This window comes from Rhizobium sp. CFBP 13644 (assembly GCF_014842165.1).
Classification (GTDB): domain Bacteria; phylum Pseudomonadota; class Alphaproteobacteria; order Rhizobiales; family Rhizobiaceae; genus Agrobacterium; species Agrobacterium tumefaciens_C.
On sequence record NZ_JACYVF010000002.1, the window covers coordinates 1 to 18,360 of the forward strand.

21 protein-coding genes are annotated in these 18,360 nt (G+C 58.2%); 11 read left to right on the top strand and 10 right to left on the bottom strand.

Going from position 1 to position 18,360, the window contains the following annotated elements:
• From IFT53_RS05100 to IFT53_RS05110, 3 genes are all read left to right on the top strand, one after another.
• Positions 1-347 (top strand): mannitol dehydrogenase family protein (locus tag IFT53_RS05100; protein ID WP_446737654.1); only part of this gene is annotated, 347 nt, incomplete at its 5' end.
• 17 nt (positions 348-364) lie between these two features.
• The gene (locus IFT53_RS05105; protein ID WP_192067015.1) at positions 365-1,048 is read left to right on the top strand and encodes an HAD family hydrolase; all 684 of its coding nucleotides are present in this window, start codon (positions 365-367) and stop codon (positions 1,046-1,048) included.
• Positions 1,049-1,112: 64 nt separating this feature from the next.
• On the top strand, positions 1,113-2,687 hold the full coding sequence (locus tag IFT53_RS05110; protein ID WP_192067017.1) for an FGGY-family carbohydrate kinase: 1,575 nt from the start codon (positions 1,113-1,115) through the stop codon (positions 2,685-2,687).
• Positions 2,688-2,735: 48 nt separating this feature from the next.
• Here IFT53_RS05110 and IFT53_RS05115 read toward each other — a convergent pair whose 3' ends face one another.
• Complete coding sequence (locus tag IFT53_RS05115) at positions 2,736-3,557, bottom strand: MurR/RpiR family transcriptional regulator (protein WP_244656395.1); 822 nt, start codon at positions 3,555-3,557, stop codon at positions 2,736-2,738.
• Positions 3,558-3,874: 317 nt separating this feature from the next.
• Here IFT53_RS05115 and IFT53_RS05120 point away from each other — a divergent pair, with 317 nt between their 5' ends.
• Entirely contained in the window at positions 3,875-4,600 is a 726-nt protein-coding gene (locus IFT53_RS05120) for a sulfate transporter family protein (protein WP_192067020.1), read from the top strand.
• Here the strand turns inward: IFT53_RS05120 and nth are convergent.
• Positions 4,574-5,344, bottom strand: coding sequence for an endonuclease III (nth, locus tag IFT53_RS05125; protein WP_192067022.1), 771 nt, complete (start codon positions 5,342-5,344; stop codon positions 4,574-4,576). The genes IFT53_RS05120 and nth overlap by 27 nt on opposite strands.
• Before the next feature lie 16 nt (positions 5,345-5,360).
• Between nth and IFT53_RS05130 the strand changes: the two genes are divergently transcribed.
• From IFT53_RS05130 to IFT53_RS05145, 4 genes are all read left to right on the top strand, one after another.
• A complete protein-coding gene (locus IFT53_RS05130) occupies positions 5,361-5,882 on the top strand; it encodes a DUF2244 domain-containing protein (protein WP_192067184.1) in 522 nt (173 codons plus the stop codon).
• Positions 5,883-5,951: 69 nt separating this feature from the next.
• Positions 5,952-6,824, top strand: a complete 873-nt coding sequence (locus IFT53_RS05135; protein WP_192067024.1) for a methylated-DNA--[protein]-cysteine S-methyltransferase — start codon at positions 5,952-5,954, stop codon at positions 6,822-6,824.
• A 56-nt stretch (positions 6,825-6,880) separates the two neighbouring features.
• The gene (locus IFT53_RS05140; RefSeq protein ID WP_192067026.1) at positions 6,881-7,117 is read left to right on the top strand and encodes a CopG family ribbon-helix-helix protein; all 237 of its coding nucleotides are present in this window, start codon (positions 6,881-6,883) and stop codon (positions 7,115-7,117) included.
• A gap of 6 nt (positions 7,118-7,123) precedes the next feature.
• Entirely contained in the window at positions 7,124-7,414 is a 291-nt protein-coding gene (locus IFT53_RS05145; protein WP_192067028.1) for a type II toxin-antitoxin system RelE/ParE family toxin, read from the top strand.
• Positions 7,415-7,430: 16 nt separating this feature from the next.
• Here IFT53_RS05145 and IFT53_RS05150 read toward each other — a convergent pair whose 3' ends face one another.
• Complete coding sequence (locus IFT53_RS05150; protein ID WP_192067029.1) at positions 7,431-8,417, bottom strand: sugar-binding domain-containing protein; 987 nt, start codon at positions 8,415-8,417, stop codon at positions 7,431-7,433.
• Between the two features lie 198 nt (positions 8,418-8,615).
• Between IFT53_RS05150 and tal the strand changes: the two genes are divergently transcribed.
• Positions 8,616-9,572, top strand: coding sequence for a transaldolase (tal, locus tag IFT53_RS05155; protein ID WP_192067031.1), 957 nt, complete (start codon positions 8,616-8,618; stop codon positions 9,570-9,572).
• A gap of 104 nt (positions 9,573-9,676) precedes the next feature.
• On the opposite strand, the gene IFT53_RS05160 is transcribed toward tal, so the two are convergent.
• On the bottom strand, positions 9,677-10,444 hold the full coding sequence (locus tag IFT53_RS05160; RefSeq protein WP_192067033.1) for an IclR family transcriptional regulator: 768 nt from the start codon (positions 10,442-10,444) through the stop codon (positions 9,677-9,679).
• A gap of 143 nt (positions 10,445-10,587) precedes the next feature.
• Here IFT53_RS05160 and IFT53_RS05165 point away from each other — a divergent pair, with 143 nt between their 5' ends.
• Positions 10,588-11,319 carry an SDR family oxidoreductase gene (locus IFT53_RS05165; protein WP_192067035.1) on the top strand — a complete coding sequence of 244 codons (732 nt, stop codon included), beginning with the start codon at positions 10,588-10,590 and terminating at the stop codon, positions 11,317-11,319.
• A gap of 187 nt (positions 11,320-11,506) precedes the next feature.
• On the opposite strand, the gene IFT53_RS05170 is transcribed toward IFT53_RS05165, so the two are convergent.
• The 5 genes from IFT53_RS05170 to IFT53_RS05190 form a co-directional block, all read right to left on the bottom strand.
• Positions 11,507-11,680, bottom strand: coding sequence for a DUF1328 domain-containing protein (locus tag IFT53_RS05170; RefSeq protein ID WP_042617663.1), 174 nt, complete (start codon positions 11,678-11,680; stop codon positions 11,507-11,509).
• 127 nt (positions 11,681-11,807) lie between these two features.
• On the bottom strand, positions 11,808-12,647 hold the full coding sequence (locus IFT53_RS05175) for a metal ABC transporter permease (protein ID WP_274604102.1): 840 nt from the start codon (positions 12,645-12,647) through the stop codon (positions 11,808-11,810).
• Positions 12,644-13,504 carry a metal ABC transporter permease gene (locus tag IFT53_RS05180; protein WP_192067036.1) on the bottom strand — a complete coding sequence of 287 codons (861 nt, stop codon included), beginning with the start codon at positions 13,502-13,504 and terminating at the stop codon, positions 12,644-12,646. Before IFT53_RS05180 ends, IFT53_RS05175 begins: the two co-directional genes overlap by 4 nt.
• Positions 13,497-14,384, bottom strand: coding sequence for a manganese/iron ABC transporter ATP-binding protein (locus IFT53_RS05185; protein ID WP_446737661.1), 888 nt, complete (start codon positions 14,382-14,384; stop codon positions 13,497-13,499). Before IFT53_RS05185 ends, IFT53_RS05180 begins: the two co-directional genes overlap by 8 nt.
• Positions 14,384-15,274, bottom strand: coding sequence for a metal ABC transporter substrate-binding protein (locus tag IFT53_RS05190; RefSeq protein WP_192067038.1), 891 nt, complete (start codon positions 15,272-15,274; stop codon positions 14,384-14,386). The genes IFT53_RS05185 and IFT53_RS05190 overlap by 1 nt, the downstream gene beginning before the upstream one ends.
• 320 nt (positions 15,275-15,594) lie before the next feature.
• Between IFT53_RS05190 and IFT53_RS05195 the strand changes: the two genes are divergently transcribed.
• Positions 15,595-16,596 carry a hypothetical protein gene (locus IFT53_RS05195; RefSeq protein ID WP_192067040.1) on the top strand — a complete coding sequence of 334 codons (1,002 nt, stop codon included), beginning with the start codon at positions 15,595-15,597 and terminating at the stop codon, positions 16,594-16,596.
• Positions 16,597-16,759: 163 nt separating this feature from the next.
• Here IFT53_RS05195 and lysS read toward each other — a convergent pair whose 3' ends face one another.
• Positions 16,760-18,259: a lysine--tRNA ligase gene (gene lysS, locus IFT53_RS05200; protein WP_192067042.1), complete on the bottom strand. Its 1,500-nt coding sequence runs from the start codon at positions 18,257-18,259 to the stop codon at positions 16,760-16,762.
• Positions 18,260-18,360: the final 101 nt, after the last annotated feature.

Here is an 18,360-nt window from a genome sequence, read left to right on the forward strand (position 1 = left end):
ACCGCCAGCCGAAATTCATCCTGCCGTCTACGGCAGATCGTCTGGAAAAGGGCGATGATATCGTCGGTCTCTCGCTGGTCTCAGCGCTCTGGTGCCGTTATTTTGCAGGCACATCCGATAGCGGCGCGCAGATCGTCTTCAATGATGCCAGCACTGATCGCCTGCAGGCCGCCGCCATCAAGGCCAAGGATGACCCGATGGCGTTTCTGGCTCTGGATGATATCTTCGGAGATGTCGCCAAATCGGACCTGTTCCAGAAACGCTTCGCCCATGCCTTGAAGACATTGTGGGAGAAGGGTACGGCTGAGACGCTTGAACTTTACCTGCAAAACAAACTCGTCAGCTGACGACAAAGAGATGGGCCATGCAAACCGGAAACGCGCCACTGCTGATCTTTGATTGCGATGGCGTTCTCGTCGATAGCGAGCCGGTTTCGATTGCGGTGCTGATCGAAATGGTCGCCCATCAGGGTGTCCAGATCAGTGAAAAGGAAGCCTACGAAAGGTTTCTGGGTCGCAGCGTTGCCAGTATGACGAAAACGCTCTGGGAAGAGTACGGTATCGAGACCGATATCGATTTTCTGGAGCATATGCGTCGCATTCTGTTCGAGCGGTTTCGAGCGGAACTCAAGGCCATCAATGGCATTGCCGAGACACTGGATCGCCTGTCGGTTGCCCGTTGTGTTGCATCGTCGAGCCAGCCCGAGCGCATCCGCTATTCGCTTGGCCTGACCGGTCTTTTGGAAAGGTTCGAGCCGAATATTTTCAGCGCCACCATGGTCAAAGATGGCAAGCCCGCGCCGGATCTCTTCCTGCATGCGGCTCATGAGATGGGGGTTGCGCCTAGCAATTGCATCGTCATCGAGGATAGCCCCGCTGGAATTATCGCCGCCAAGGCGGCAGGCATGCGGGTCTTTGCCTTTACCGGTGGCACCCATGCCCGTTTTCCTGCCTTCCGGGAGCAAATTGCCAGCCTCAAGCCCGATCTGGTGTTTGACGCCATGCCGGATTTGGTCCAACTTGTGGCCGATCAAGCTGCGCGACATTAGCGGCTGCCGGTGCTGCCTGCACCTTTGCTGATTGGCTGCGACCGAGGGATGGGAATTTAGCGTGATGCGTCAATATCTTGTTGCTGTCGATGTCGGCACGGGCAGCGCCCGCGCTGGTGTGTTCGATGCAGGCGGCAGGTTGATGGCGCGCTCCACCCATCCCATCCTCATGCAGCGCCCGAAAGAGAACCACGCCGAGCATGATTCGACCGATATCTGGAACGCTGTCTGCGTAGCCGTGCGCAAGGCCATGGCGGATGCGGATATCCCGGCATCACGCGTTGCGGCAATCGGTTTCGATGCCACCTGTTCGCTGGTCGTGCGCGGGCGTCAGGGAGAGCCGGTTACGGTTTCCACCACAGGCGAGGCGCGTTTCGACACGGTCGTCTGGCTCGACCACCGGGCCATTGCGGAAGCCGATCTGCTGACGGCGTCTGCCCATCCGGTGCTGGATTTCGCGGGCGGCTCGATTTCACCCGAGATGCAGATGCCCAAGCTGATGTGGCTGAAAAAGCACCTGCCGGAAAGCTGGGCAAAAGCCGGCTATTTCTTCGATCTCGCCGATTTCCTGACATGGAAGGCAAGCGGCAACTCCCGCCGCTCCAATTGCACCCTGACGGCCAAATGGAACTTTCTGGCCCATGAGGGCAAAGGCTGGAGCCGGGATTATCTTGATATTGCCGGTGTCAGTGACCTTCTTCAGCGCGGCAATCTTCCAGAAGAAACGGTTGCACCCGGCCAGAGTGTCGGCAAGCTTTGCCAGCAGGCCGCCGATGAACTGGGTCTTGATACGGGCTGCGAGGTCGCCGCAGGCATGATCGATGCCTATGCCGGTGCGCTAGGCGCGCTGGGCGGCAGCCTGCAATCCGATGTCGGCAGCAATGTCGCGCTGATTGCAGGCACCTCCAGCTGCCTCGTCACGCTCACTCCAAAGCGCATGCCCGGCCACAGTCTTTGGGGTCCATACTGGCAGGCGGTTCTTCCCGGCCACTGGCTGGTCGAGGGCGGTCAATCGGCCACTGGTGCGTTGCTGGATCATGTGGTGCGCATGCATGCCGCCGGTGGCGAGCCGACGCCCGAACTTCATGCTCGCATCGTTCCTCGGGTCTTGGAGCTGCGCGGCATGGAAGGCAAAAGCTTTGCCGAACACCTGCATGTCCTGCCGGATTTTCACGGCAATCGCTCGCCTCTGGCTGATCCGCACGCGCGCGGCGTTGTCAGCGGGCTGACGCTGGACACGTCCTTTGACAGCCTTTGCCGCCTTTACTGGCGCACTGCCCTGGCAATCGCTTTAGGGGCAAGGCATGTGCTGGATGCGATGGAGGGTTTTGGCTATGCAGTCGAAACGCTCCACGTCACCGGCGGCCATGTGCACAACCCGCTTCTGATGGAGCTTTATGCCGATGTCACCGGAAAGCGCATCGTCGTTCCTGCCACGGCAGATGCGGTACTCCTTGGCACGGCCATGACGGCTGCCTCTGCGGGCGGTGTTCACCATGGATTGGCTGCGGCGGGTGCGGCCATGTATCCCGGCGGCGAGGAACGTCAGGCGAGCGGGCAGTTCTATGACCGATATGAGCGCGATTATCGGCGCTTCCTGGCCATGTATCGCCACCGCGAAGAACTGGAGCAGATGTAAGGCGTGCACATCGCAGCGGACGTGCACACCATCTAGCAAAGCAGCAGATTAGCCCTTCATGACCTTCTGCATATCGCCGATGCGGCGGTAGCGGTCCTTGCGGCCCGTATCGGTTTTCTGCGGCAGCGAATGCAGCACGAACTCGGTGATGGCCACCAGTTGCAACATGCTGTGGCCGCCATTCTGGCTCAACGGAATCGTCAGGCAGATGTCGGCGCTGTCAGGGCCCCACTCATAAAAGCGGGTGGTGATCAGCACTGTCGCGTAGCCAGCCTTCATGGCCATTTTCGCAAGCCGTTGCAATTCGGCCAGCTCGCCACCGCAATCCATCAGGATCAGCAGGGTGCCATCGGCAGGCTCGTCCATCAGCGAGATGTAGGATGCGCTGTCGCGGGGCAGGTAGTGAACCCGCTCACGACATTCCAGCAGCTTGGTGTAGAAGTAGCGGCAGATGCCGAAGCTTTCCGCAGAGGAGGCGACGAAGACCTGTTTGCTCTCGGCAATATTGGCAAGCGCCGTCTTCCAAACGGGCTGTCCCGCCAGATCATACACGGCCTGAACGGCCTGGATCTGTTGCAGCATGAGAGACGACAATGGTGTCTGTGGCGTTTCCTGTTTGGATACAGGCGCGGTTTCCACCACGCGGGGCTCTTCACGCAGATGTTCACGAATGTCGCTCAGCTGGCGATAGCCCAGCGAGCGCAGGAATCGACCGACCGTCATCGGGCTGAGGTTGAGTTTCTCAGCAAGCGTCGCAGCCGTCTCGAATGGCAACTCCGCCAGGTGCTCGATGATGTATTTTGCAATCCGCCGTTCAGAGGGCGTTCCCGTTTTCAGGGTCCGGGTCAGATCAATCAGCAACTTTTCCAACGAGGCCTCGTTTGTCTTGTCTTTAGTGCGCAATGATGATCTCACAAGCAAATCTTGCTGTTCATTGCGTCGACTAGGTTGTACAAAAATGGCCCATCGTCATCCTGCCCGCCCCCGGTCGCAAGAATATACGATTTTTTGCCTGTTTGTTTTTATAGTTTAGCGCCTCCTTTTCTTCAAGTGCAAAATGTCGAGTTGTGTTTTTTCTTGGAGGAAGCGCGGCGCATTTCTTGCGAAGGGTGGCTGAGCGCCCTATCTGGCATCTATCGGCGCTTGTATTTCACTCCCGAATCATCCGCCCAAATGGAGGCAATTGAATGATTTTCGACGCAGCGCGGCTTGCTTTTGGCAACCTTTTTGCCGCCGAGACCCGATCTGCCTTCTGGAAATCCCTAGGGTTGACGATTCTTGTGCTTGTGGGCCTGTGGTTTGCCATTCGCGGCATTTTCATCTGGCTCGCCCTGCCGTGGCTTGATCAACTGCTGCCGGGCATTCCCGAATGGGCGGGTTGGATGAGTTTCATTCTGGCCATTCTCGCGGGCATCGGCCTTGCGCTGGCGCTGGCGCTTCTGATTTCGCCGGTCACCGCCATCATTGCCAGCCTGTTTCTGGATGATGTCGCCGAGGTCATCGAGAAGAAGGATTATCCGGCCGATGCGCCGGGCACCGCCATGCCATTGAGCGAGGCCATACCCTCATCGCTGAAATTCTTCGGCGTGGTCATTCTCGGCAACATCATTGCGCTGTTGCTGCTGCTTGTCCCCGGCGTCAATCTCATCGCGTTTTTTCTGGTCAACGGCTATCTGCTGGGGCGGGAATTTTTCGAGTTTGCCGCCATGCGCTTCCGTAGCCCGGCCGATGCGCGGGCGTTCCGGTCAAAGCATCAGACCAAGGTGTTCATGGCCGGTCTTGTTATCGCTGCCTTCCTAGCCATTCCGTTCCTCAACCTGCTGACGCCGCTATTTGCTGCATCGATGATGGTGCATCTGCACAAGTCGATCAGCAAGCGCGACCCGTCATTCTCCAATCAGTTGAGCCGGTAGCTCCACCAGCGGTGCAGGAAGATCGCAGGTCTTTTCCGGCGATTTGCAGATATCGGCAATCACGCATCGCTCGCATTCCGGCTTGCGCGCCTTGCAACAATAGCGCCCGTGCAGGATTAGCCAGTGGTGCGCGTGGAAGAGATAAGTGTCGGGAATGATCTTTACGAGCCGCTCTTCCACCTCATCCGGGGTCTTGCCCGGTGCCAGACAGAGCCGGTTGGCAATGCGGAACACATGGGTATCGACAGCCAGCGTCGGAACGCCGAAGGCCATGGACATCACCACATTGGCGGTCTTGCGGCCCACGCCGGGCAGCAGGATCAGCTCTTCCAGCGTGCGCGGAACCTCACCGCCAAACCTGTCGACCAGCATCTGGCTGAGCGCGATGACGTTCTTCGCCTTATTGCGAAAAAGGCCGATGGTCTTGATATAGCCGATCAGGCGTTCTTCACCCAGCGCCAGCATCTTTTCCGGCGTGTCTGCCACGGCAAACAGCCCGCGTGTCGCCCTGTTCACGCCCGCATCGGTGGCCTGCGCGGAAAGTGCGACTGCCACCACCAGCGTGAAGGGATTGGAATGTTCCAGCTCCCCTTTCGGCTCCGGCCGCTGGATGGAGAGACGGCGGAAAATCTCGGACACTTCCTCGGTCGAGTAGAGCGTCTTGACGCGAACCGGCTTGCGACGTGTTGTCACGTTTGACTTTTTCACCGTTTGGGCGCTGGATCTCTTCTTGGCAATTGTCATGTTTAACTTTTATCTGATGTCAGCTTCCTGCGAAGCATTGGACGAGGACCGCAACGTGGACAGCGTAAACGAAAAGCCGGTTTTTGCAGCGGAACTTGTTCCCTATCGCTCCCTCGGGCGCAAGGGATTTTACGTGCTTTTAGGTCTCACGGGAACCGTGTGTCTCGGCTATGGCGCTTTCTTCATGATCACCGGGGCATGGCCCATCGGCCTGTTTCTATGTCTTGATTTTCTTCTACTCTACATCGCTTTTCGTGCCAATTATCGGGCGGCCAAAGCGCGTGAGGAAGTCACGGTGTCGCGCACCAATGTTTCCATCCGCAAGGTTTCTCCGGCAGGCCGCGTGGTAGAGCATCATTTCAACCCGTTCTGGGCGCGCTTTCGGGTTAAGCGCCATGATGAAATCGGCATCCTGTCCATGCATGTCTCAGGCGAGGGGCGCGTGACAGATATCGGCTCGTTCCTCAATCCCGATGACCGGGAAAGCTTTGCGAGGGCATTTCGCGGCGCGCTTGCAACGGTGCGGCTCAGAATTTAGCTTTTTCGGCAAGAAACGGGTGGAGAAAAGCGGCGCTGCGTGGTTGGTTGACGTTCAAGGAGAGACGCCATGAATGCCAGCATCACCCTCAGCGAGGATATCACCCCGGTGGGATCGGACTACGAAACCGTGCGGCGGGTGATCGAGATACTGACGCTGGACTATCGCGATCAACCCTCTCTCGAAACCATTGCCGCAAAGCTCGAACAATCCCCCACGCAGTTGCAAAAGACGTTTACGCGCTGGGCTGGCCTCTCGCCCAAGGCATTCCTTCAGGCCGTGACCATCGATCACGCCAAGCGTCTGCTTCGCGAAGAAAGCCTTCCGCTTCTGGAAACGGCATTGGAAGTCGGCATGTCGGGCCCCGGTCGCCTGCATGATCTCTTCGTCACCCACGAGGCCATGTCTCCCGGCGAATGGAAAGCCAAAGGCGCTGGCCTTCAGATCCGTTACGGCTTCCACCCGTCGCCCTTCGGTCTTGCACTTGTTATGATCACCGATCGCGGTCTGGCGGGCTGCGCCTTTGCCGATCCGGGTGAGGAGCAGGCCTGTTTCGAAGACATGTCCCGCCGCTGGCCCAATGCCGATTATCTGGAAGATGTCGCCGCCACCGCACCCTACGCCGCCCGCATTTTCGACCCGCAACGCTGGAGCAGCGAACAGCCCCTGCGCGTCGTTCTGCTGGGAACGGATTTTCAGGTGGGGGTCTGGAAAAGCCTCCTCAAGATCCCGCTCGGCAAGGCCGTCACCTATTCCCATGTCGCCCACGATATCGGCCAGCCCAAGGCATCCCGCGCCGTCGGCGCCGCCATAGGCGCCAACCCCATCTCCTTCGTCGTCCCCTGCCACCGTGCCGTCGGCAAAAGCGGCGCGCTCACCGGCTACCACTGGGGCCTCACCCGCAAACGCGCCATGCTTGGGTGGGAGACGGGCAAGGTTTGATTTGAGGCGGGACCTTGTGATATTGAGATGGGAACGGCGAAACTGCTGAGGTAGCGATGAGAAGCACAATTGATCTGCCTGAAGATTTGAGCCGTCGCGTCGATTTGCTTGCGCAGCAAACGCGCATGACACGCAGCCGCATCGTCGAAGAAGCTTTGTCCCATGGCCGATCAATCGCTTGGCAAGAGCAATGGATCGCCGGTGTCAAAGCGGGCATTGAAGACGCCGACAACAGTAACTTCGCGACCGACGAAGACATCGCCAAGGTCCTGAGCCGATACGATCAGGCTTGATCCATCATGCGATTGGTTTGGACCAGCCGTTGCCTGAACGAGCTTGCGCTTATTGGTGACTATATTGCGGAGCACAATCCACGCGCTGCGGCTCGTATGGTCAGGCTCATTTACACGAAGACGGATGAACTTTTATCATCCAACCCATTTATCGGTCGGACAGGCGATATCGTCGGTACGAGAGAATTGGTGGTACCCGGTACGCCTTACATCGTCGCTTACCGCGTGCGAGATGATAAGGTCGAAGTCTTGTTCGTCCAGCATGGCGCGCGTGAGTGGCCAACTGAAGTCGATTGACAGCTTCCGATCTCAGTCACCCGCCCCCACATTCCCCCAGTTCCAGCAACGCCCGTGCCGCCGCCTCATCCGTTATCAGCGTGTTGCATCCGATGCGTTTGATGGTGGCGCGGATGGCGGTGGCGCGGTGGGCGCCGCCGGAGGCCAGCACGATGTGTTTTGCCTTTTTCAGCGTATCGAGGCCGATGGCCATGGCGCGCTGGTTGATGGGGTGATCGACCGAGCGTCCCTCGGCATCGATGAAGTTGAACATGGTGTCGCAGACGCATCCCGCCGCCACCAGTTCCTCATGGGTCTCTCTGGAAATGAAGCCTTCCGATAGCGAGGTGGAATGCGGTCCGATATCGCCGCAGCTGACAATGGCAAGGTCGAGATTTTCGGCCAGCTCGAACAGTGTGTTCAGCCCGCATTTTTCGATCAGGGCGCGCCGTGTTTCCTCTGAATCCACCAGAAGCGGCGCAAGGAACATGTAGCATTCCGCCCCCAGCGCGCTCGCCAGACGCCATGTGTAATCCAGCGGGTTGGTCTGGTGGACGGCGACGATCCCGCCAAGAAGCGAAACGACCTTGCAGTTTTCCCGGCGTGGCGGGCGGAAGCTGGAAAGCGATGCCGTCATGGTGCGGCCCCAACCGACGCCGATGGTGGCATTATCAGGCACGGCTTCTGAGAGAAACTGCCCGAGCGCAAGGCCTACGGCCTTGGCAATGTCTTCTGCTTTGGCGGAGGCCGAGGGAATGATGATGGCTTCATCCAGCCCGTAGGCCGCTTCCAGTTTTATGGCGAGTTCGACGTAATCTTCGATGCCCTCATTGATCCAGATCTGAACTTCGGAGCGTTTCATGGCCTCGTCCAGAAGCCGGATGACGGTGGAGCGGCTGATCCCGAGCTTTTCCGCCACGTCCTTCTGTGTCATGCCCTGATTGTAATACAGCCATGCCGCCCGCAACCGCAGGGAAGCGGCTTCGGAATAGGCGGTATGGGTTTCTCTTCTCAGTTTTGCCACTGTCTTCGCCGTGATTTTGTTGTTGAGCAAGTATCGCTGGTATGAAACTTATGTCAATTGGATTGCGCAAATGTCTTGACTTTGCCATTTTGACAACGATACTCGCACCCTAGAAAAACCGGTTCCGGCGCCGCAATTTTGACGCGTGGGCAAAACTGGCTTGAAGCAGTTTCATTAAGATCACGAGGATCAAACGGCATGAAGTCCAAACTTGACCAACTTCGCGAAATCACAACGGTTGTGGCCGATACGGGCGATATCGAGGCGGTCGCGCGCCTGAAGCCGGTGGATTGCACCACCAATCCCTCCATCGTGCTGAAGGCGCTTGGCACGCCCATGTTTGCCGATGCCGTGAAGGAAGCCGTATCCTGGGGCAAGAAGCAGGGCGGACATTCCGACGCTGTTGTTGGCTCAGTTGCAGACCGTCTGGCCATTTCGGTTGGCGCTGCGCTGGTTGATCTGGTTCCCGGCCGCGTATCGACCGAAGTCGATGCCGACCTGTCCTTCGATACAAAGGCATCCATTGCCAAGGCGCACCAGATTATTGCCGGTTACAAGGAACGCGGCATAGAGCGGGACCGCATCCTCATCAAGCTGGCTTCCACCTGGGAAGGCATCAAGGCTGCTGAAGTGCTGCAGGCTGAAGGCATCGATTGCAACCTGACACTGCTGTTCTCGCAGGCTCAGGCCATTGCCTGCGCAGAAGCCAAGGCGTTCCTGATTTCGCCTTTCGTTGGCCGAATTCTGGATTGGTACAAGAAGTCCACGGGTGAGAACTACACATCCGAGACCGATCCCGGCGTTGTCTCGGTTCGCGAAATCTACAATTATTACAAGGCCAACGGCATCGAAACCGTCGTCATGGGCGCGTCCTTCCGCAATGTTGGCGAGATCGAAGCCCTGTCTGGTTGCGACCGCCTGACCATCAGCCCGGCACTTCTGGAAGAGCTGGACAAGGACACCGGCACGCTGGAGCGCAAGCTTTCGCCAGACAACGCAACGGCCAGCCCATTGCAGTCCATGGACGAGAAGACATTCCGCTGGCAGCTCAACGAGGATGCCATGGCAACGGAAAAGCTGTCGGAAGGTATTCGCCAGTTCGCCAAGGATCTCGTTTCCCTGCGCGAAATCGTTCGCAAGGAACTGGCCGCTTAAGGGTCTCCGCATTTTTTGCGGAACCTTTGCTGAGGTCTCCCGTTATTAAGGTATAATACCTCCAGTCAAAGAAAACGCGATCGGTCCCCTGCCGGTCGCGTTTTTTATTGTCCGGCCGCGACTTCGGAAATCGTCCGTGCTGCCTGACGGATGAGAGCAAGGCAATCATCGGCGCCGGGTGCGCCATCGTTCAGCGATGCGATGAAGGGGCAGGTCACAACCGCCAGCGCCGTGCCATCCAACGTCAGAACCGGTGCAGACATGTTGCGCACACCGGCGGTTTGCAGGCTCGGCATGTTTTCAAACCCATTTTCTCTCACCTGCGCCAGCCTGTCCAGCAAGCCTTCCGGCACGGCCTTTTCCTCACCGCCGCGCAATTGCTCGGCAATCATCCGGTCTCGCTGCGCATCGTTCTGGAAGGCCAGGAGCACATGGCCGGAGCCGGTGTTGAACAGGCTCATCTGCGCGCCGACCCGGATGGACAGCGCCCAATAGGTGGATGGTTCCTGCTGGGCGATGACGACGACGGAGCCGCGATCATAGACGGCCAGATGGCAGGCCTGTGCCGCCTTGTTGGAAAAGTCGCGCATGACGGGGGCGGCGAACGATACAAGTCGTCTCAACGGCGCATGGAAATGGGCAAGGCCAAAGAGTTTCAGCGTGAGGAAAAACCGGTCTCCATCCTGCCTCTGCACATAGCCGCGGCGCACCAGCCGGTCCAGCATCCGGTAAAATTCATTGGGACTTTTGCCAATCGCCTTGGCAATTTCCACCTGTGTCAAACCACCATCGGTGCTGGCTAAAAGCTCGAGAATGTCGAGCCCCTTGTCGAGCGCCGGTGCGCGATATTTCTCATTGTCGTCTTCAATCATCGTGGCCCTGCGTCACAAGATGACAGCACCATGCATCATCGCTGGCCCGGTTCACTTGACGTGCCATGAATACACTGTTTACTTATGAATTGTCGATCCATATTCGATTGCATCAGGCGCTTAGGCGCGGGAGGAGAAAGCGCATGGCGCAGAATTTCAGCGGCCAGACGGTCGTCATTACCGCCGCAGGCCAAGGCATTGGCCGGGCGACAGCGGAACGGTTCATCGAACTCGGTGCCCGCGTCATCGCCACAGATATCAACGAGGCCGCATTGGCAACGCTTGAGGGCGCTGAAACGCGCGTTTTGAACGTGCTAGATGCAGAGGCAGTGAAGGCGCTGGCCGCCGAGATTGGTCGTGCCGATGTGCTGTTCAATTGCGCTGGCTTCGTCCATTCCGGCACCATTCTCGATTGTGATGAAAAGGACTGGGATTTCTCGTTCGATCTGAATGCGAAAGCCATGTACCGCACCTGCCGCGCGTTTCTTCCCGCCATGCTGGAAAACGGCAAGGGTGCCATCGTCAACATGTCGTCGGTCGCATCCAGCGTGAAGGGTGTGCCCAACCGCTTCGCCTATACGGCGTCGAAGGCCGCCGTCATCGGCCTGACTAAATCCATCGCTTCGGATTTCGTCACCAAGGGCGTGCGCTGCAACGCCATCTGCCCCGGCACGGTTGACAGCCCCTCGCTGCATGATCGTCTTCGTGCCACGGGCGATTATGAGCAGGCATTGGCCGATTTCATTGCGCGCCAGCCCATGGGCCGCATCGCCACGCCTGCGGAAATCGCAGCGCTGGTCACCTATCTCGCATCAGATGAGGCTGGTTTCACCACTGGGCAGATCCATGTGATCGATGGTGGCTGGACGGCGTAAACGCCTGATATTTGTGGGGCTTGCCCCGAACTCCGTCATCCTCGGGCTTGGCCCGAGGATCTAACCACGTTTGACGTTGGGGTTCGTTAGATCCTCGGGTCAAGCCCGAGGATGACGGAAAATATGGTCTGAAAGCACAACAAAACGGCGGGCCTTGCGGTCCGCCGTTTCTCGTTCGAATTTGGTGTTAGAGAATGGCCTGACCTGCCATCAGCGCCAGAACCACGAAGATCAGGAACACGACCACGGCGATGAAGAACAGAATGCGCGCGATGCCCGCTGTCGCTGCGGAAATTCCGGTAAAGCCGAAAACACCGGCGATCAGCGAAATAACAAAAAATATCAGTGCCCACTTCAACATGGCCGTTCCCTTCGCGTCAATTGATGGGGTCGAGGCCTAAAGGCTCCAACCTTCACCTATGACGCCGAACCCTGACAGGAAGTTCCAGCCGGTCTGAAATATTCTCTTCAGCGCGAGAGTTCGGGCCTCAAATGACCTGTTCCGTGCGGGACTTCATTGTCGTGCGCAGGAAGGCGAGAATGAACATTGCACTCATGATGAGGACGATGGTCGGTGCAGGCGCGCTGTCGATCAGGAAGCTTGACCAGATGCCGATGATGGAGGCTGTGACCGCAACTGATATGGCGACCAAAATCATGCTGGAAAACCGCCGCGCCAGCAGAAAGGCGATGGCACCGGGGGCCACCAGCATGGCGACGGACAGAATAATGCCGATGGCCTGCAGCGCGCCAACCACCGTCAGCGAAAGAACAGCCAGCAGGCCATAATGCAACAGGCGCACCGGCAGGCCGATGGCTTTGGCGTGTTGGGCGTCAAAGGCATGAACGAGCAGATCCTTGCGCAGCAACACCAGAAACAGCGTGGCGGCTGCGGCAATCAGGCCTGTCTCGATGATATCGCCCATCGCCACACCCAGCATGTCGCCGAACAGGATGTGGTCCAGATGCACGTCGCTCTGCACCTTCACGTAGAGAACGAGGCCAAGGCCGAACATGCCGGAAAAGACGATGCCAAGAACGGTATCTTCCTTGATGCGGCTATTTTCCTTCAAAAATCCAGTGCCGAGCGCGCAGATCATGCCCGCAATGAAAGCGCCAATGGAGAAGGGAATGCCGATGATATAGGCGATAACGACGCCCGGCAGCACGGCGTGGGACACCGCATCGCCCATCAGCGACCAGCCTTTCAACACCAGCAGACAGGACAGCATCGCCATTGGCACCGCAATCATCAGCGTGATGATGAAGGCGTATTGCATGAAGGGAAGCTGGAAGGGCAGAATTGCCAGTTGCATGTTCTCGCTCATGGCGCTGTCTCCAGCGCGGCTTTCGCCTTGGCGCGGGATGCGAGGTAGCCATGTTTGGGCGCAAACACGAAAGCGGTGAGGAAAATCAGCGTTTGTAGCACCACGATGATGCCGCCTGTTGCGCCATCGAGAAAGTAGCTGAGATATGCGCCGGTAAAGCTGGTTGCAGCGCCAATGCCAAAGCTCATGCCGATCAGCCGCTCAAACCTGTCGGTTAGCAGATAGGCGGTGGCACCTGGCGTGACGACCATCGCTACCACCAGAAACGCGCCAACCGTCTGCAAGGCAGCGACTGTCGAGGCGGCAAGCAGCGTGAAGAAGATGATTTTCAGCAGCTCGGGGTTCAGACCCACGGTGCGGGCATGGTTCTCATCGAAGAACACCACCATGAAATCGCGCCACTTCAAGGTTAGCACCAGAAGGCTGATACCACCGATCAGCGCCAGTTGGATCGTATCCTTAGGCGTGATGGCCAGGATGTTGCCGAGCACGATGGTCTGGATGTTGATGGAGGTGGGCGACAGCGACACCATGAACAGACCAAGGCCGAAGAACGAGGTGAAGATCAGGCCGATGATCGCATCTTCCTTCAGCCGGGTTTTCTGGTTGAGAAAGAGCATGGCCGCAGCGGCAAGTCCGCCGGAGAAGAAAGCGCCGAGCGAAAACGGCAGTCCCAGCATATAGGCGCCTGCCACGCCGGGCACGATGGCGTGGGACAGCGCGTCGCCGATGAGCGACCAGCCTTTCAGCATCAGATAGGATGACAGAAAGCCACAGACGCCACCCACCAGCGCGCTGACCCAGATGGCGTTCAGCATGTAGGAATAGGTGAATGGCTCAAGAAGCGTGTCAATCATGGGGCTTGGCTTCCGTCGTCACCGTCGTGGTTCCGTTCTTGCCGTAGATCACGAAAGGCCGCTCATCATCGGTGATGACCTTGAGATGGCGCGGATCGGCATCGTCGTGCAGATCGGTACCGCCCAGAATGAAGTGCCGCAGGCTGCCGCCAAAGGCCTTTTGCAGGTTCTCTTCGGTGAATGTGTCTTCGGTCTTGCCGGAGGCGATCACGGTTCCCTTCACGAACACGGCGCGGTCGCAAAAATCCGGCACGCTGCCCAGATTGTGGGTGGAAACCAGCATGATGCGGCCTTCGTCGCGCAGCGCCTTCAATAGCGTCACGATCTGCTCTTCGGTGTTCACATCAACCCCGGTGAAAGGCTCATCCAGCAGGATCACCTGGCCTTCCTGCGCCAGCGCACGGGCCAGAAACACGCGCTTCTTCTGCCCACCGGAAAGCTCGCCGATCTGGCGCTTGCGATAGTCCACCATGCCAACGCGGGCCAGCGCCTCGCCTACCATTTGATGGTCGCGTTTGGAGGGGATGCGCAGAAAATTCATGTGGCCGTAGCGGCCCATCATAACCACGTCTTCCACCAGAACCGGGAAACTCCAGTCCACTTCTTCCGCCTGCGGCACATAGGCCACGAGGTTGCGTTTCAGCGCATCGCGGGCGGGAAGGTCGAAGATGGAGACCGAGCCAGCAGCCAGCGGCACAAAGCCCATAATGGCCTTGAAGATGGTGGACTTTCCCGCGCCATTGACGCCGACAAGCGCCGTGATCGTGCCGCGTGGAATGGAGAAGCTCGCGTTTTTCAACGCCGTGTGGCCGTTGCGGTAGGTCACGGTCACATCATCGACCGTCAATCCTGTCTGCGCCGCTTTGCGCTTGCCCATCATCATTGGGTCAGGCCTTTCACCACGGTTTGCGTGGTCACCCGCAACAGGTCCAGATAGGTGGGCACGGGGCCGTCGGCCTCGCTCAGCGAATCCACATAGAGAATGCCGCCATAGGCCGCGCCCGTTTCCTTCGCCACCTGCTTTGCCGGGTCGGGAGAAACGGTGCTTTCGCTGAAAATGACCTTGATATTGTGCTCACGCATGGCATCGATCACGCCGCGCACCTGCTGCGGGGTGCCCTGGCTGTCGGCATTCACGGGCCACAGATAGAGTTCCTTCAGCCCGAAATCGCGGGCGAGATAGGAAAATGCTCCCTCGCTCGTCACCAGCCAGCGTTTTTGCTCCGGTAGTCCTGCGATCGCATCGCGCATCGGCTGGATTTCCTGTCGGATGCGGTCGGAATAGGCCTTGGCATTGGCCGCGTAGAGTTCCGCATGGGCGGGATCGATCTGCGCCAGCGCCTTGCGGATATTCTCGACATAGATGAGCGCATTGTCCGGCGACATCCATGCATGCGGGTTCGGCTTGCCCTGATAGGCACCGCCGTTGATCGACATGGCCGTGATGCCATCGCTCACAGTCACATTCGGGACGCCTGCGAGGTTTGCCAGAAACTTCTGGAACCACATTTCAAGGTTCAGGCCGTTCCACAGAACGAGGTCGGCGTTGCGGGCTTTGAGAATGTCACGCGGGGTTGGCTGGTAGTTGTGAATTTCCGCGCCCGGCTTGGTGATGCTTTCCACGTCTGCTGCGTCGCCAGCCACATTGCGCGCCATGTCGGCAATGATGGTGAAGGTGGTAACGACCTTCGGTTTTTCACTTGCTGCGGCGGAAAGAGGCAGAAGAAGCGAGGCGGCACAGAAGAGAATACGGAGCGCGGATGACATCATGAACCTATAAAACCCCTAATGCGAATAATTCGCAATCTCAATCTGGGGTCTCACATGATGTTTGTCAATGATATTGCAAATCATTCGCAATAAAGCGCGTTGCGGCTTCTCTGATGCAATTCCACGTGGAGTCCAAAAATGGTTCATTTACAGGTGTGGATTGTTGCGTCGGTTAAATCTTCTTCAACAAGAAGGCGTCAGAATTGACCCGTGCAAGGCAACAGTTTTGGTTGCTGCGCTGGGTCCGTTTCGCAATCCGTCATCCATGACGCACCGAAACGGCGGTAGTGAACGGGGTAATGGATGTCGGAACGTTCGACGTGAAATCAGTGTTCAAGAGAATACGGTTTTCTCGCAAGTTCGTATTGATCAGTGGCGGTGTCCTCCTTTTGGGGGGAGCATCCGGCGTTGCTGCTATTTTCGTTGGCAAGGAAGCCCTGTTCGGCACCGCGCAAGTCTCGGTCAACGGGCTGGAATGCAGCATGGTCCAGACCGTCAACATCAAGAAAAACGGCGCTGTGTGGATCCGCAAATTCATCCGCACCGATGGTGGCGATGGTACGGATCGGATCAAGACGGCATTGCGTGTTGCCAAGAACGTCTATGACGAGACAAAGCCCGATCTGGTTCAGGTTTCCGTTCTGGATCAGAAGGGCCCAACCATGCGCTCGGATATGCGGGGCAGGGCGGTGGCAGCCCAGGTCGTTTACGTTCCCGATGTCACCAAGCTTCCAGCGGATGCGCAAGCCAAGACCTATTCCGCTTTTTATTATGATGGCGCGCCAAATGATGAGGGCGTCTTTTACGGCCTGAAGATCGACCTTCCGCTGGAAGATACCGAACGTCTGGCTGCAAGCCTCAATGAATTTACCCCGTGCAGCGACCCCGCCGCGGAACACGCACCCGCTGATGCGCATGGCGCTGCGGCAAAGGGCCACGAAAAATCAGGCGATGCGCACGGTGGCGGGCACGGAGAGGCCGCACCTGCCGATGACGGCCATGGCGCCAAGGAACCGGAAGGTGCCCATGGTGGGGGGCATGAGGGAGAGCCGACGGCGAAGGACGGCCACGGCACTTCTGACGATCCGGCATTGCTGACCTCCACGCCGGAGCCGGAACCCGTCAGCATGTTCAGTCTTGCCTATGTAAAATCGCTGATTTTCGGCAAAGGCCCGGTTGAAGCCGTTGCCGCTGAATCCGGACATGGCGAGCAGCCGGTGCCGGATGAGCCCAATGGGCATAAATCTGGCGCGCATGAGCCTGCTTCGCATGACGCGCCTGCCTCTGCCAAACCGGAAGAACCGGCCAAGCCAGAGCATTGACGCCTCGCCTTCTGCGACGCACTTCCTGATATCAATGAAAATTCGAGATGAGATGCGCCAGAGTTAGGCTTGCGCAACGAGCCGTTCCGACCTGACACCGGCGACTAGCCTGCTGAGGAGGAGGGCGGCTTTCCCGCCCTCTCCATGATTCTTTTAAGGCCGATCAATCCGCCTTCTGGCGGCGGGCCGGGAACAGGATGACGTCGCGGATGGACGGCGCGTTGGTGAGCAGCATCACCAGGCGGTCGACGCCGATGCCAAGGCCACCGGCGGGCGGCATGCCCTGATCGATGGCGTCGAGGAACTCGTCGTCCAGCTGCTTGTCCTTTTCGCCACGGGCATGCGCCTGTTCCAGCTGCTCCACCATGCGGCGGCGCTGTTCTTCCGGGTCGTTGAGCTCGGAAAAGGCGTTGCCAACTTCCCAGGCGTTGCAATAGCTCTCGAAGCGTTCCACCAGACGCGGCTCGCCCGGCACTTCCTTGGCGAAGGGCGAGATGTCCTTCGGAAAATGCGTGACGTGGCTTGGCTGAATGAGTGTTGCCTCGACCTTTTCTTCAAAGATGAAGGCGAGGCACTCGCCCCAGGTCCAGTCCTTCTCGACCTCGAAACCGGCAGCCTTGGCGGCAGCGCGGGCTTCTTCGTCGGTCTTGATTGCGAGGAAGTCGATGCCCGTCGCTTCCTTCACGGCATCCGGCATGGGCACGCGCTTGAACGGCCCCTTGAAGGAAATCGTCTTGCCCTGGAATTCCAGTTCCGTCGTACCATGAATGGCAATGGCCAGCGTCTCGAACATGCGCTCGACCAGACCCATAATGTCTTCGTAGTCGGCATAGGCCCAGTAGCATTCCAGCATGGTGAATTCCGGATTGTGCCGGGTGGAAACACCTTCATTGCGGAAGTTGCGGTTGATCTCGAACACCTTGTCGGAAAGGCCGGATACCAGCGTGCGCTTCAAAAACAGTTCCGGCGCAATGCGCAGATACATGTCCATCTTCAGCGTGTTGTGGAATGTCTTGAACGGATCAGCCGTCGCGCCGCCATAGACGGTCTGCAGCATCGGCGTTTCCACTTCGAGGAAAGCTTCCTCTTCCATGAAGCGACGAATGCCGGAAATGATCTTGGAACGCTGCTGGAAGCGCAGCTTGGATTCCTCATTGGAGAGAATATCCAGGTGGCGCTTGCGATAACGGATTTCGATGTCGGAAATACCGCTCCACTTCTCTGGCATCGGCAGCAGAGACTTGGTCAGCATGGTGATTTCTTCGGCATTGATCGTCAGCTCGCCGCGCTTGGTGCGACGCACCTTGCCGGTCACGCCGATGATGTCGCCAATATCGATCATTGGCAGCAGGTCACGGGCCTCTTGCGGCGTCGTATCCTTGTGAGAGAAGATCTGCACCTTGCCCGAGGCATCATGGATATCCATGAACATGCCGGAATTGCGCGAGGAATAAACGCGACCGGCAACCGTCACCGTATCGCCGGTCTCGACGTCAGGCTCGATCTCGGCATATTTCTCGGCCAGCTCGGCATTGGTCAGCGTGCGGTGAAAATGGGCGGGGTAAACATCGCCAACCTTCTCGCGCAGCATCGCCAGCTTCTGGCGGCGCACTTCGGTCACGTCGGAGGAGAGGGTGGTGGTTTCGGTTGTCTTTTCGGTCATCTTTATCGCCTTTTGGCAAGTTGTTCTGTGTGCTGGTGAGCCATCTTCTCGCCCACACCCACGCACGGTCGTCATCCTCGGGCTTGACCCGAGGATCTAAC